Origin of the sequence: Rathayibacter tanaceti (genome assembly GCF_001634385.1) — a bacterium.
Classification (GTDB): Bacteria; Actinomycetota; Actinomycetes; order Actinomycetales; family Microbacteriaceae; genus Rathayibacter; species Rathayibacter tanaceti.
Map to the genome: position 1 here is coordinate 1 of NZ_LIIN01000009.1, position 12,970 is coordinate 12,970.

Sequence of the window (12,970 nt, forward strand, 5' to 3'; positions counted from 1 at the left end):
GGCGCTCAGCGCGGCAGCCGCCGCCTCGCTCCTGCTGCCCTTCGCGCTCGGAGTGGGCGGGGGCAGCACCTCGACGCTCACGCTGCCGAGCACGGGCGGGCCCTCGGCGATGTGCTCGCCGGTGACGGCCGCCGCGCTCGCCCCGGCTCAGCTCGCGTTCCGCGCGGAGGTGCGCTCGATCGACAGGCGCACGGTCACGCTGCGCGTGCTCGAGCGCTTCGCGGGCGAGGTCGGCGACTCCGTGACGGTCGGCCAGGGCCGGGAGTCGGCCGTCGACGGCGCTCCGATCGCGTTTGAGACGGGCGTCGACTACCTGATCGCAGCCGACGGCGACACGATCCTGACCTGCGGGCTCAGCGGGCAGAGCTCCCCCGAGCTCGCCGCCCTCTACCGGGAGGCGTTCGCGCGGCAGTAGCGCGGACCACAGCCTGGCCCCGGACGCGGTTGTGGCGATCGCGACGCTGGTCGAGCCTCCGGACCCGCTGCCTCGATCGCCCGGGGCGCGCGCCGCGCCGCCAGGACCGCCACCCCTCGCCGACGGCTTGCCCCGGGGACGATCGGGAGACAGTATTGAAAGTCGATACGAAACGCATGTCTTTCGATACTTTGGAGCTCGCTATGCCACGAAACGTCCTCCGCGCCCTGCGCACTCTGCTCATCGTCCTCCTCCTCGGCTGCGTCCTCATCCAGGCCGGCGTCGGACCGATGGCGGCGAAGGTGCTGGAGGGCGGCCCGATGGACGCGGTGCTCGTGGCCGTCGCGATCGCGGGCGTCCTCTGTGTGGAGGCGGTGATCGTCGCGGTCTGGCGCCTGCTGACCCTCGCCTACGACGACGTGCTGTTCTCGGGCGACCGCCGCTCCGACATCTGGGTCGACGTCGCGATCGGCGCCTTCGCGTTCGGCGCCGTGTTCGCGGTGCTCGGCGCCGTCGCCTCGGCCGTCGTCGTCTCCGTCCCCCTCCTGGTGGTCGTCCTCCTGCTCGTGGCCGCCGCCTCCGGTGCCCTCGCGCTGCTCGTGGTGGTCATGCGGCGGCTCCTGCACCTCGCCGTCGCACAGCGCAGTGAACTCTCCGAGGTCGTCTGATGGCGATCGTCCTGCACCTCGACGTCGAACTCGCCAAGCGAAAGATGTCGGTCACCGACCTCGCGGCGGCGATCGGCATCACCACGGCGAACGTCTCGATCCTGAAGAACGGCCGCGCCAAGGCCGTGCGCTTCTCGACCCTCGATGCGATCTGCGAGGTCCTCGGCTGCCAGCCGGGCGACATCCTGAGCCGCGTGCCGGAGGAGGCCTCCTCGGCAGACCCGCGCCCGGTCGATCGCGTTCGCCACTCCGGATGACCGTCGGAGGAACGGCCTAGCCGCGCGGATCCCGGGACGTTCCGACGGATCCGTCCGGAGTGGTCGAGGCGGTCACACCTCAGCGGCGGCGGGGCGCGCGAGGCGGGGCGCCCAGGCCACCTCCCTCGCGGCGCAGGCCGGCGCGAGCCCCGCACGCCGGACCTCGGCCGAGAGCAGCCCTCGTCCACGACGGTGGAGTCCGAGTACTCCCAGCCGAGGTTCTCCGCACGAGTGGTGACGACTAGTGGCGGAACATCCGCGCCGTCGTCTCGAAGAGGCCTTTCACCGGCCGCTGCTGCTCGCCCTGCTGGGCGCCGAGGACGATGATGACGCCGGTGAGCAGCGGGATCGCCCACTGAGTGATCTTCTGCACCCGCAGGGCCGTGGTCAGCTCCTGCGAGTTCTGCGGGGACGCCTCGGTCACGCCGGGCGCGCCCTCGTCGGCGCGCTTGGCCTGCGTCGCTCCGGCGACCGCGGCGACCACCGAGGCGGTGCCGGCCAGGCCGGTGACGATGGTCTTCACGACAGTGTTAGTGCGGCTCTCGCGCTGGTTGGTGAGACGCGTCTTGTTCGCGAGGATCAGACCGATGCCGCCGACGCCGTGCGCGGTGATCGCGGCCAACTGCACCGGGGTCCAGCGTGCCCATCCGTTCGAGGAGAGGCGGAGACGCTCCGCCGGGTCTGCCGAGGTGGACGCGGCGCCGTTCAACCCGACAGCGCCCATCAGCGAGCCGCCGAACCAGGCGGCGGCTCCGAGGTCGTGGAGACTGCGGACGAGAGTGTTGCGGGAGGGCATGAAGACCTTTTCTCTGCCGGCGGCGAGTGCCGGCGCTGGTCGGCTGGTACGGACTCCTCCGACGCTACGCGCGCCGTCGGAGCACGCACGGGGCTTGACCTCTCCCTGTTCGGTCACGCTGCGACGGTGACGATCGATGCCCGCGCGGGGGCCCACTGACGCGCCGCCCACCCACGGCGAGAAGCTGACGACCTGCGACGCCGTCACCATGACCCCGAAGGAGCTGGAGCACCGGCTCGACACCGGCGAGTCGAAGGCGGGTGGGGCGGCAGAAGCCGGAGGGCGGCGGCGAGTCGGTCGGCCACGAGAGCGGAGACCGCATCGTCGCGCGCGTGGGCAGGAGGGAGGCCGGCTCGGCGACGACGATGACGCGCGCAGGACGACGGTCTCGGGCTGCGTTCACCGATGGGCGATGCAACGCCACTCGCGCGATGTGGCGGCGACACGGTGGCGGCATTCGGTGATCGACGTGGACACGATCCGACGTGACGAAGGGGCGCGACCAACGTCCGTCTCCCGCGTCGGCCCCGGCATGACCGACCAGGGCCGTTACTCGACACCGTTGCGGCGGTCACCGTCGATCGCCGCCGCGCTGTCGCACTGTCGCACTGTCGCCTACGACCGGCACGCCGAGCAGGCATCCGGCGGCGTCTGAGCCCCCAGGTGGGGCGGTCGAGCGCCGAGAGAGCCGAGAGAGCCACTCACATCTGCGGCAGGAAGACACGCGAGATAGCCAGCAGATTGCCTCAGTCACCGACGGACAACACCGACGCCGACCGGGCGATGAGGACGCGGTCTTCGTCCTGACCTGCTTGACTGCCCGCATGGATATCCTCACCGGAGCGCCCGTCCCGCTCAGCGGGCCGGCCGCCTCCGAGCTCGCCAGTGTCGCGGTGGTGATCGGAGGGCGGCAGGCGACGCCAGGCGAGGTCGAGGCGAGGTCGCCCCACCCCGAACCCGGCCAGGTGAACGTCGGCGAGCGGGTGCGCGATGTCGCAGCGCTGCCCGTCCGCCGCCGGGCGGCGAGGGCAGCCCCGTGACCCGCGACGTCGTCGTCGTCGGAGCCGGCCTGGTCGGAGCGGCGACGGCGCGCGCCCTCACCGAACGCGGCGATCGCGTGGTGCTGCTCGAGCAGTTCGAGCGGGGACACGACCGCGGCTCCTCGCACGGCGCGACGCGCATCTTCCGCCGCGGCTACGTCGAGGACGACTACCGCGCCCTCACCGGACTCGCTGGGCGGGCCTGGGCACGGCTCGAGGCCGAGACGGGGAGGCGACTGCTGAGCCCGGTGGGTGCGCTCGACCACGGCGACGCCTCCGTTCTGCGCGGCATCGAGGCGGCCCTGCTCCGCGACGGGATTCCAGTGGTGCGGCTCGCCGCCGCCGAGGCTCAGCGCCGCTGGCCCGGGCTGCGGTTCGAGACGGACGTGCTGCTGCACGCGGAGGGCGGTCGCCTGGACGCGGCGGCGGCGATCGACGCCATGCTCGACTCCGCTCTCGGGCGCGGCGCGCACCTCCGGACAGGGACACGGGTGCTCGGCCTCGAGGAGCGGGCGACTGGGGTCCGCGTGCTCACCGACGACGGCGATCTGACGGCCGATGCGGTGGTGGTCGCCGGTGGATCCTGGACGCCCGAGCTCGTTCGCGGCCTGGTCGCGGACGCTGGTCGGCGCCTCCCTCCCGTGCGGATCACCCAGGAGCAGCCCGCCCACTTCACGACGGTGCTCCCCCTCGACCCGTGGCCGAGCTTCGCGCACCACCGGGCCGGGCTGCCGGTGGTCTACGGGCTGTCGACGCCGGGAGTCGGCGTGAAGGTCGGCGAGCACGGCACCGGGCCGGTCGTCGATCCCGATCTGCGCAGCTTCGTCGCGGAGCCGGAAGCGCTCGCCCGCCTCGCCGCCTACGTCGCGGAATGGGTCCCCGGGGTCGACGCCGCGACTGCGGATCCGATCAGCTGCCTGTACGACAGCACGCCCACGGAGGACTTCGTGCTCGACCGGGTCGGGCGGATCACTCTCGCGACCGGATTCTCGGGGCACGGATTCAAGTTCGGGCCGGTCCTCGGCGAGTTGCTGGCCGATCTCGTCGACGGCGCGGAGGCGCACGAGCGGTTCCGGCTGCGGTGCGCCTGACGGTTCCGCGACCGGCAGCGGACCGGTCGCGGCGCCGCCGATCCGGTCGCGCCCGGGTTCGTGTGCGCGCTGGGTGGCGCGGCGCAAGCACGCTGATCCGCCCTCCTGGTCTCGAGCACAGGAATCGGTGGTGCTTCGTGCAGCGAACTCCGAGAGGATCGCCGCAGTCCCGCTCCCGCATCACGTCACCGAGGACGGTCCCGGTCATGATCCTGTCCCGCACCCACGCCAACCGCTGGGTCGCCCGCGCGAGGCGCAACGGTGCCGTGCTGGGGGTCATCACCCTTGTCCCTGACCTCCCGCGCCCGACCTATCGGACCGTCCGCCTCGATGCCGCGACTGGCGAGCGCGTGCTCCTGCGTGACACGGAGGCCCTCGAGGACGCGTTCGCTGTGCTGCTCGCCGGGTTGGAGCGGGCGCGTTTCGCGACTGCCGACGGGCCGGAGGACCGCGCCGAGCGGGGTGAGACGGACGAGCGTGAGTGTGCGGATCCGGCGGAGCACGCCGCTTGAGCGCGCGAACGGCCTGGTCCCGCGTCGACGCCCCGTCGGGCGGGTCTCTCCTCAGCTCGCCGGTGTGGTGAGAGCGACGCTGGCGAGGTACTCCTCCGACGCGACCTCTGTTCGGAACTCGACGATTTCGACCGAGTGCGCCTTGAGCTGCTCCAGAACCTCCTCGGGTGTGACGAAGAAGAACTCTCGGCGCAGATTGACGCGGTTGACGCGGCGGGATGCGAACGTCTGGTGGAGCATGGTCTCGATCCCGACCGCGTCGTCCGCGAAGAACAGCGCATGGACATCGAAGCGGAAGGGCACAGAGGCGCCGCCGAGTTCGTACACCCGGTCCATGGGTTCGAGGCGGCGCGTCATCCCGATCTTGACGATGCCACCGCCGAAGGCTCCTCTGTTCGAGATGACGTAGACGTAGCCGGCGCGGACGTTGGCGGCGCGGTGGTCCACGTCCGTGAGCGCTCGATCGACGTCCTCGATCCTCGCCCGGAGGCGCTCGGCTCCGGCGGTGTCGCCGTTGGCTTCGAGGGCCGAGAGGGTTGCGATGTAGTGGGCACGTTCCTTGTCGAGGCGCTCGTGTTCCCTGGCGAGTTCCTGTTCCGCTTTCCGTTGCTCCCTGAGCTCATCGCGTCGAGCACGCTCGAGTTCTCTCTCCCGTTGCAGAGCCTGGAGGTGGTCGTTGGCGAGCTGGATCTCCGTCAGGCGCATCCAGTGGTACTCCGGATCGATGGTGAGGGAGACCATCGATCCTTGGCGCTCGATCGTCTCGGCGGCCCTGCTCAGTCGCGCCTGGGCGGTGGCGAGATTGCCGGCACGCACCGTCTTCACGCAATTCTCCGCTTCTGCGTTGTAGGCGCGCAGGAGGAGCTTGGTCATATCACGCAGGAACGTGCGACCCTGGGTCTGCGAGTTGTTGAACGTGAAGGTGGCGGCCGAGTGTGCCGCCCTCTTCTCCCGTACGGCGGTCTTGATCTCGGATCGGAGTGCTTCCAAGCGGGTCGCGAGGTCCGCTGAGGATTCCGCTGGATGCTCGTAGTCGTACAGACCGAGTTCCTGGATCTCGAGAGAACCGCGGACACCGATGATCTCCTCCTGCAGTGCCGAGAGGTCTGATCGCCGCGCAGCGATATCTGCTTCGAGCGCCGCGAGCACGGCGCCGGAGGTGGCGAGGCGCGCAGTGGTCTCGGCGATGCGCTGCGCGGCGGCCGCCTCGCTCGCGGAGTGCTGAGCGGCGATCTCCGACGCCCGGCGTTCCTTCTCCGCGTCGAGCTCGATCAGCTCGAGCAGCCCGTACTTCTCGATCGACGCCTCCAGTTCGGCGACGCGGGCGGCCAGGTCCCTGGCGAACCTGCGGGCCCCGAAGAACGGGACGGTCACGGACGCCGACCCGGTGAGCGGCGGCTCCTCGGCTGGTCTGGTCAATTCGTCGAGCACGTCCGGTTCCTGGCTCAGGATCTCCGCTTCCTGAGACGCGGACGCCGCGGAGAGGGATCGAGACTGTGTGGGCACTTCCTGATCCGAATGGAGTACGGGCCGGGTCGGCGCCTCCTCCTCCACGGGGAGCGGCAGGTGCATTGGCGCACTCCATTCGGATCGGGACCGCACCGAGGCGGGCGAGTTCCTCTCCGAACGGGATGTGGACTCGGGACCCGATCGCCTCTCCGCACTTGCCTGCGCCTGAACATCGGCTTGTGCTTGCGCCTCCGCCTCCGCTTCTGCCGCCCGCCTTTCGCGTCGTGACATCGGCTGGGCCGCGAGGGGGGCTGCATTCTCTGAGCTGTTTCCCGCCTGCGGGACGGGATGCGTATGCTCCGTCCACACCTTCCCGTCCCAGTAGCGGAGAAGTGAGGGGACGGTCGGATCCGGATACCACGCGGCGGGAGCGCTCATTCCGAGAGGCTATGGCCCGGGGAGTCTTCTCGGAAGGCATTCCCCTCCCCCGGTCCCAGAAACGATCGCGGCTGAGAGCTATCCATCACATCCCTCAGCGACACCGGCGTCAGCCGGGCGGATGCCGGCGATCGGCGGATTCTACCCATCGAGAGGCGGCGGCCGGCGCCTCCGTCGACGCGAGGTCCCGCGGGCCGATCATCCGACGGAGCCAGTCCGCTCGTCGCGATCGCAGGAGCGCCCGATGCCAGCGCCGATCGGTGCGGGCGAGGAGCTCGGGGGCGACAGGTCGGAGCGCATCGCCGACGCGCTCCTCGATGAGGAGGACGCCGGGTGGACAGCGGTGAAGCCTCCGCGGGGGTTCGCGTTCCGGATGCCCGTGACCTGCACGGGTGCGCAGCTGCTGCTCCAGCTGCTCGGGGTCGCTCGCCCACCAGGTGCTGACCCCTCTCCGTCCGTCGGGAAGGGGGAAGCGCTCGGTGACACGGAGCGGGAGGTCGGCGTGAGTCATGCTGTGCTGCTTTCGGAGGAGATCGGGGGTCCCGGGCGGCGCTGCGACCGCCCGGGACCCGGAGTCGTTACTTCGCGCTCGTCGCGCGGAGTGCGCGACGACGGACGGCCGTCAGAACGCCCCCGCAGAGCAGGAGCAGACCCCCGCCCAGTGCGAGCGGACCGGCGACAGCTCCCGTCGAGGCGAGCACCGTGGGGACCATTCCGACGGGCGGCACCGTGACGAGGGCGCAACTGGAGGAGGCGTCGTCGTCGCAGGCGTGCGCCACCGAGGTCGGCGTGAAGCCCTCGGGCACGCCATCGATCCGCGCGCGGTTCGGGATCGTCCACGCGTCCACGCCTTCGGCGACCTGCCCGGTGACGGTGAACGTTGTCGAGGCACCCGGTGCCAGTGACAGTCCTTCGACGGAGAGGTCGGCCGACTCAGGGCCGCCGTCCTGCGAGATCGACACGCCGCTCAGGTGCTCGAGCTCGGGGACGTCGGTGAGGGTGAACCCTTCGGCCGGGCGGGTCCCCTCGTTGGTCACCACGATCCGGAAGCCGGCGCGCTGCCCGTGCTCGACGGTCTCGTCGATGGCCGTCTTGTCGATCGAGAGTCTCCCCTCGACGGGAGGCACCGGGATTTCGGCGCAGGAGAACGCGGCATCGTCGACGCAGGCGTTGTCTACCGTCGGCGGGTCGAAGCCCTCCGGCTGCTGAGTGATCGTCGCCCTGTTGGGTAGCGTCCAGGCGTCGACGCCCTCGGCCACTCGCCCGCTCACGTGCAGCGAGACCTGCCCGCCGGCCGGGATGTCGAGACCGGTGACGGGCTGCGCGGCCGGCTGGACGCCTCCGGAACCGGTGTCGATGGTCGGCTCGATCAGGTGATCGAGCGTGGGCACATCGGTGACGGTGACGTCGGTCGCGTCGACCGAGCCGGTGTTCGCCACGACGATGTCGAAGCCGGCAGTGCCGCCGTGCTCCGCGCTGGGCTGCGAGGGTGTCTTGCTCAGGCGGAGCGCGCCGTCGCCGACGGTGTGTGGAACGGTCGCGCAGGGATTGGCGTCGGTGCCCGTTCCGGACTCGGAGGGTGTGAACGGTGCTCCGGCGAGGCACGCCGTGTTGCTGAGCGCGTCGTCGCCCGCCCCGGTGACGACCACGTCGAAGGTCAGTTCGGCCGTCGTCCCGACGGGGAGCGTTCCCGCCGTCCAGCTGATCCGACCGGTGCTGGGGTCGACCGTCGCCGAGCCGTGCGAGGTGTGGATCGTCGTGGCGTCGAGGTCGGCGTCGTCGAGGACGCCCTCGTCGAGGTAGTCGACGACGGATGCATCGGCGTAGTCGCCGGACCCGTCGGAGGTGAGCGTCACCCGGTACGGGACCCTCGCCCCGGGCAGGAGCGGGGTGCCGGGATCGACGGTGGACGTCTTGGCGATCGTCACGTGCGGGGTGAGCGGCGCGAGGGTGGCGACGGCTTCAGCTCCATCCGAGCCGGAGGTCCAGTCGTCGATCGCGCGCAGGTCCCCGTAGGAGCCGTGCACCGAGTCGTTCTCATTCGGCGCGCGACCCTCGCCGGAGTCGTCACCCTCCCAGCGGTGGACTCCCCCCGTCGAGTCGCTGCCTCCCTCACCCGAGGTGGCAGCGGCGGTGCTCGAGTAGCGCTTCGCACCCGGATCCTGGAGGAGCGAATCGTCCCAGTGGATCGAGGACGGGCTGCTGTCGCCACCCGTCGACCGGACGATCGAGACTCCGCCCGCGGAGGACTCCGCATCGACCCGCGTGAAGTGGAACTCGTTCGTCCTCCCGACGGCAGCGCGGAACGTCACGTCGGGATCGGTGATGTCGACGGCTCCACCCTGCGCGTCGAGGCCGTCCCAGTCGACCGAGAACGGTCCGGTCTTCCCGGCGATCTTGGAGAGGTGGACGTCACGGGCACCGTCGTAGGCGCCGTCCCCGTCGACATCCACATCGACGACGACCGTGCCCGGCTGCGTACCGAGCGTGCCGGTCAACGAACCTGCGTTCGACCCCGCCGACGCCCTCCGGAAAGCGAGCCCCTCGATGGTCGGAGCGCGGTAGTCGGGGGCGATCGACTCGGGCAGATCCGGCGACGGCGGATCGAGGAAGAGCTTGTAGGTCTGCAAGCCGTCGATCCCCGAGCGGCCTGACGCCTGTACGTACTGCGAGCCCACTCCGCCTGCCTCGGACGACTGCGGCATGGGCACCGAGAGGTAGGAGGGGTCGGAGGAGCCGACCCGCACGTTCCCCTTGTTGGTGGCCTGCAGCGTCGACGCGACTCCGTCGTACCCGCGGAGGCCAAGTTCGTACCGCGCGCCCGTCTCGGTGATGGCGTGGAGCGTGAACGAGGAACGCCGCTCCTCCGGAGAGGAGTACGACTCGCGCGCTCCGGACTGGATCGCGTAGGAGTTCGACCACACACGACCCGCGAGCCCGGTGCCGCCCGCGTCAGCGACTCCGACGCTCCACAGCAGATTGACCGGAGCGGTCACATCGTCGTCGGCGACATCGATCCGGTAGACCCCCGTTTCGGGAGCGACGAAGGAGCCTCCTGCAGAGACCGACGGCGGCGCGCCCCGTGGGAAGACCTGCTCGTCGAGGACGGAGCCGTCGGGAGCGGTCACCTTGGCCGATCCTCCGCCGCTCTCGCCCTCGCCTGCGCCGGAGCCGGCCTTGAGCGGATGCAGGTCCACACGGAGCGTCTCGCCCGCACGGACCCACGCCGAAATCGTCGTGATTCCCGCGTTCGTCGCACCGCCGTGCAGCAGAGTGTTCTCGATCGTCGTATGCGGGGCGTCGGCGGCGACTGCAGGAGGCGGCGCCAATCCTCCACCTAGCAGGCCGCCGACGAGCACGCAGCCCGCCGTCGTCCCGACAAGTGCTCGCGCGGTTCGCGCTCGTGGTCGTCCGCGCTCGTCCCGCCCCGACTGTTCCGTTCGACTCATCCGATGTCCTCTCCTCAGCCGTCCGAACGCAACGCGTCGGCGGCGACTCTTCAGCCCCACGAAAAAAGAATATTGCTCAGGTCGATGTGACCGTCTCGCGGACGGCGTCATCTGGGGAGAACGGCGCGAGATGGCGTTTGGGGAGGAGGACAGCCAGGCGTGCCGGCGGTCCGGCGGCTCCTTTTCGCGAGCGGCAGGACGACTTTCCGCTCGCCGAGAGCGTCCACGCTCATCGACCGCCGCAGCACCAGATCCGCCGAGAAGCCCGAGCATCTCGCCGAGGCGGACCGCTCTGGCCTCTCTCCCCCGGTCGGCGGCCCCCTCCTCGACGACTCACGGCTGCGTCGCCCGGATCCGAGATGTTCGTCACACCGCGCGCAGATCAGGGGGTTCCGCTTCCGTTCCGCGGAACCACTGGAGGAGCGGCTCGGTCACGAGGTCAGCAGGACGTCCGTATCCGGTGAGTCGGGGGGCCGCCATCACCGTTGCGCCCCTGCTGCCACCACATCTCATTGCGGCGGAGGAGTCGATCGCCAACATGCGAAGGACCGCCGCCTCCCGCCGCGGGCACCACCGCCTGACACGGCACCTGGGGCGCCTGAACGCAGCAACCACGCCCGCGACCAGGGAGGCACCCCTGAAGCGCGCGAGAAGGAGAAACCCCAGATGAGCCCTAGGAAAAACGAGAACGGCCCGCCGAAGCGGGCCGTTCTGCTCTGTCTCAACCAGAGTGCGCCCGGAGGGATTCGAACCCCCAACCTTCTGATCCGTAGTCAGAGCCGGGGCGTCCACGGTCGTCCGCCGAGGCCGCTGGAGCCCGCGGCTTGCGTCCCCCGAGGCCGCCGAGACGACCACGCATGTGGACACGTTGCTGTCAGCGTTGCTGTCCGTGGTGGGGTGGTGCTCCGATGACCACCGCCGACTGGCACGACCTGTTCGTCCCGACGCTCATGCCCGATGCGCCGGCCGGTCACGTGCGCATGCGTGCCGATGTGCTCCCGCCCCAGGTCTTCGGGTCCAACGTCCGCAAGATCGCACGGGAGTCGGAGTGGGATCGGATCCGCCTGGGCGTCTCGGCCCGCGCCGGGAAGCTGTGCCAGATCTGCGGTGGCGAGTCGTACGGCCCGTATCGCAAAGTCCAGCATCCCGACTGCCACGAGATCTGGCGCTTCGAGGAGCGTAGCGACGGCCTGACTCAGGTCCTTGCTGGCCTCATCGCTCTGTGCAAGACGTGCCACAACACGCAGCACATCGGCCGGGCCCCGGACCTTGACCAGGTGATGGAGGTCCTGATGGGGCTCAACGGCTGGACAAGAGAGGAAGCGCGCGCCTACGTGCAGCGAGCCTTCGCACGCCTCAAGCTGCTCCGCGATGTCGAGATCCACCTCGACCTGTCACTGCTCGTGGGGCAGATCGTCGTGCCGAGCGCGCCTGACTTGCTCTTCACCTCAGCGGGCCGTGAAGCCCTAGGCCCCTCGTGGAAGCCTTCGGGACCTGCGACCAGGAGGTGCGCCTCGACGTAGCGCCGTCCCCCGGACCAGCAACGTGCCTCGCGATGGCGTCGGCACGCGGACCCGCCCCTCACACGTGGAGAGGCGGATCTTGCTGGTTAAGAGGGACCGGCATCATCGCGGCGGCCCGCCGAGGAGCGCCCGGACCGCAGCGGAGCGAGGACCGGACGCACCGCAGGTGGGGCACGCCGGGCGAAGCCCGGCGCTTGAACGAGTAAAGAAAGTTCTCACGGCATGGTTGGCACGGGGGCACCCACGTCGGATACAGTTGGAGTGTTAACTACGGCACGAGGAGACACCGATGGCCCGTTCTGATCTCCTACTCGATCTCATCGAAGCCGAACAGCGCGGTGATAAGTCTCGCTTCCGAGGTCTCGTCGAGACCATCATTGCCGAGGAGCGGGCGAATCAGCATCATCTTCTAGCGGATCGCCTTGCAGAGTTAATCACTACGCATGGGCATAGTGGCACCCCTCAGCGCGACAGCTACAGCTCCGCCGTCTCGGACCTGGTCCACGAGGTTATACCCCGCAAGCGAATTGACGACCTTAGACTCGCGCCGCTCGTACAGCAGAGCGTCCGCGAGTTGATCGAGGAGCACCACCGCGGAGATCTTCTGCGAAGCTACGGCATCGAACCCAGGAATCGCGTACTCTTCGAAGGCCCCCCCGGCAACGGAAAGACGTCTTTAGCTGAGGCCCTTGCCACGGAGTTAATGCTCCCGTTCTACACGGTTAGGTACGAGGGTGTTGTATCGAGCTTTCTTGGAGAAACCACGGCTCGATTGGACCAGGTGTTTGATTTCGCGCGGACGCGTCGCTGCGTCCTGTTCTTCGACGAGCTTGACACACTAGCGAAAGAAAGAGCAGACGCCCACGAAACGGGCGAAATTAAGCGCGTAGTTTCCACCCTGCTAATGCAGATAGACAGACTGCCGGCTCACGTCATCCTGGTTGGCGCAACCAATCACAGCGAACTGCTTGATAGGGCAGCGTGGCGACGTTTTCAATTACGCATAACACTTGAGAGCCCGTCTCGCACCAATATGACCGCTTATCTTGAGGGTCTCGTCAAGCAACTCGGGGGTCATTTAGGTTTCACCCCCCGCACCTTGGCTGACAAGCTAGCCGGCGCGAGCTATGCCGAGGTCGAAGAATTTGCAAAAGATATTCGCCGCAGAGTGATTTTGACAGGCCCTGGCGCCGATACGCCGACCATAGTGCGAGAACGAATCGCTATGTGGCGTAGCCAGGCATCGTCGTGAGCGACCCTCGCCCGTACTTAGCATTCCCTGCGGCAGCCACTGTGAGGCAGCCTAGCGGGACTGGCTTTCCCGGCCCCAAA

At 69.4% G+C, this 12,970-nt stretch carries 13 protein-coding genes, 1 tRNA gene and 1 pseudogene; 9 read left to right on the forward strand and 6 right to left on the reverse strand.

All coding sequences use genetic code 11. The annotated features are described in order from the left end of the window. From ACH61_RS17210 to ACH61_RS02240, 3 genes are all read left to right on the forward strand, one after another. A partial coding sequence (locus ACH61_RS17210; RefSeq protein ID WP_161489620.1) for a hypothetical protein occupies nt 1–415 on the forward strand: 415 nt, incomplete at its 5' end. A 203-nt stretch (nt 416–618) separates the two neighbouring features. After that, nucleotides 619–1,083 (forward strand): DUF2975 domain-containing protein, encoded by a 465-nt coding sequence (locus ACH61_RS02235; protein WP_068208042.1) that lies wholly within the window; start codon nt 619–621, stop codon nt 1,081–1,083. Beyond that, nucleotides 1,083–1,340, forward strand: coding sequence for a helix-turn-helix domain-containing protein (locus tag ACH61_RS02240; RefSeq protein ID WP_068208045.1), 258 nt, complete (start codon nt 1,083–1,085; stop codon nt 1,338–1,340). Before ACH61_RS02235 ends, ACH61_RS02240 begins: the two co-directional genes overlap by 1 nt. Nucleotides 1,341–1,581: 241 nt before the next feature. Here ACH61_RS02240 and ACH61_RS02245 read toward each other — a convergent pair whose 3' ends face one another. Further along, nucleotides 1,582–2,136, reverse strand: a complete 555-nt coding sequence (locus ACH61_RS02245; protein WP_068208140.1) for a hypothetical protein — start codon at nt 2,134–2,136, stop codon at nt 1,582–1,584. A gap of 208 nt (nt 2,137–2,344) precedes the next feature. On the opposite strand from ACH61_RS02245, the gene ACH61_RS19220 reads away from it, so the two are divergent. The 4 genes from ACH61_RS19220 to ACH61_RS17795 all read left to right on the forward strand — a co-directional run bounded on the left by ACH61_RS19220 (nt 2,345) and on the right by ACH61_RS17795 (nt 4,779). Next, a complete protein-coding gene (locus ACH61_RS19220; protein ID WP_158286095.1) occupies nt 2,345–2,791 on the forward strand; it encodes a hypothetical protein in 447 nt (148 codons plus the stop codon). A 169-nt stretch (nt 2,792–2,960) separates the two neighbouring features. Further along, the gene (locus ACH61_RS02255; RefSeq protein ID WP_068208051.1) at nt 2,961–3,176 is read left to right on the forward strand and encodes a hypothetical protein; all 216 of its coding nucleotides are present in this window, start codon (nt 2,961–2,963) and stop codon (nt 3,174–3,176) included. Continuing rightward, entirely contained in the window at nt 3,173–4,267 is a 1,095-nt protein-coding gene (locus ACH61_RS02260) for an FAD-dependent oxidoreductase (protein WP_068208054.1), read from the forward strand. Before ACH61_RS02255 ends, ACH61_RS02260 begins: the two co-directional genes overlap by 4 nt. Before the next feature lie 206 nt (nt 4,268–4,473). After that, a complete protein-coding gene (locus ACH61_RS17795) occupies nt 4,474–4,779 on the forward strand; it encodes a hypothetical protein (protein ID WP_068208056.1) in 306 nt (101 codons plus the stop codon). A 51-nt stretch (nt 4,780–4,830) separates the two neighbouring features. Here the strand turns inward: ACH61_RS17795 and ACH61_RS02270 are convergent, their stop codons facing one another. From ACH61_RS02270 to ACH61_RS16695, 5 genes and pseudogenes are all read right to left on the reverse strand, one after another. Then, a complete protein-coding gene (locus ACH61_RS02270; protein ID WP_236713505.1) occupies nt 4,831–6,210 on the reverse strand; it encodes a DUF4041 domain-containing protein in 1,380 nt (459 codons plus the stop codon). Nucleotides 6,211–6,570: 360 nt separating this feature from the next. Further along, a pseudogene (locus ACH61_RS19225) lies at nt 6,571–6,666 on the reverse strand (DUF2510 domain-containing protein); the annotation flags it as partial. A 109-nt stretch (nt 6,667–6,775) separates the two neighbouring features. After that, nucleotides 6,776–7,177, reverse strand: a complete 402-nt coding sequence (locus tag ACH61_RS16690; protein ID WP_132504810.1) for a hypothetical protein — start codon at nt 7,175–7,177, stop codon at nt 6,776–6,778. Nucleotides 7,178–7,244: 67 nt separating this feature from the next. After that, on the reverse strand, nt 7,245–9,995 hold the full coding sequence (locus ACH61_RS02280; protein ID WP_068208062.1) for a DUF7927 domain-containing protein: 2,751 nt from the start codon (nt 9,993–9,995) through the stop codon (nt 7,245–7,247). Between the two features lie 851 nt (nt 9,996–10,846). Beyond that, nucleotides 10,847–10,936 (reverse strand) — tRNA-Arg (locus ACH61_RS16695). Nucleotides 10,937–11,023: 87 nt separating this feature from the next. Between ACH61_RS16695 and ACH61_RS02285 the strand changes: the two genes are divergently transcribed. Both ACH61_RS02285 and ACH61_RS15995 read left to right on the forward strand, forming a co-directional pair. After that, nucleotides 11,024–11,638 carry an HNH endonuclease family protein gene (locus ACH61_RS02285; RefSeq protein ID WP_068208064.1) on the forward strand — a complete coding sequence of 205 codons (615 nt, stop codon included), beginning with the start codon at nt 11,024–11,026 and terminating at the stop codon, nt 11,636–11,638. Between the two features lie 289 nt (nt 11,639–11,927). Continuing rightward, nucleotides 11,928–12,890, forward strand: coding sequence for an AAA family ATPase (locus tag ACH61_RS15995; RefSeq protein WP_082844947.1), 963 nt, complete (start codon nt 11,928–11,930; stop codon nt 12,888–12,890). The last annotated feature ends 80 nt before the right edge of the window (nt 12,891–12,970 follow it).

Bases quoted from the DNA above. Each gene is read 5' to 3' on its own strand.
- ACH61_RS02245 (WP_068208140.1), bottom strand. From the start codon at position 2,136: ATGCCCTCCCGCAACACTCTCGTCCGCAGTCTCCACGACCTCGGAGCC.
- ACH61_RS02255 (WP_068208051.1), top strand. From the start codon at position 2,961: ATGGATATCCTCACCGGAGCGCCCGTCCCGCTCAGCGGGCCGGCCGCC.
- ACH61_RS19220 (WP_158286095.1), top strand. From the start codon at position 2,345: ATGACCCCGAAGGAGCTGGAGCACCGGCTCGACACCGGCGAGTCGAAG.
- ACH61_RS17795 (WP_068208056.1), top strand. From the start codon at position 4,474: ATGATCCTGTCCCGCACCCACGCCAACCGCTGGGTCGCCCGCGCGAGG.
- ACH61_RS15995 (WP_082844947.1), top strand. From the start codon at position 11,928: ATGGCCCGTTCTGATCTCCTACTCGATCTCATCGAAGCCGAACAGCGC.
- ACH61_RS02285 (WP_068208064.1), top strand. From the start codon at position 11,024: ATGACCACCGCCGACTGGCACGACCTGTTCGTCCCGACGCTCATGCCC.
- ACH61_RS02235 (WP_068208042.1), top strand. From the start codon at position 619: ATGCCACGAAACGTCCTCCGCGCCCTGCGCACTCTGCTCATCGTCCTC.
- ACH61_RS16690 (WP_132504810.1), bottom strand. From the start codon at position 7,177: ATGACTCACGCCGACCTCCCGCTCCGTGTCACCGAGCGCTTCCCCCTT.
- ACH61_RS02240 (WP_068208045.1), top strand. From the start codon at position 1,083: ATGGCGATCGTCCTGCACCTCGACGTCGAACTCGCCAAGCGAAAGATG.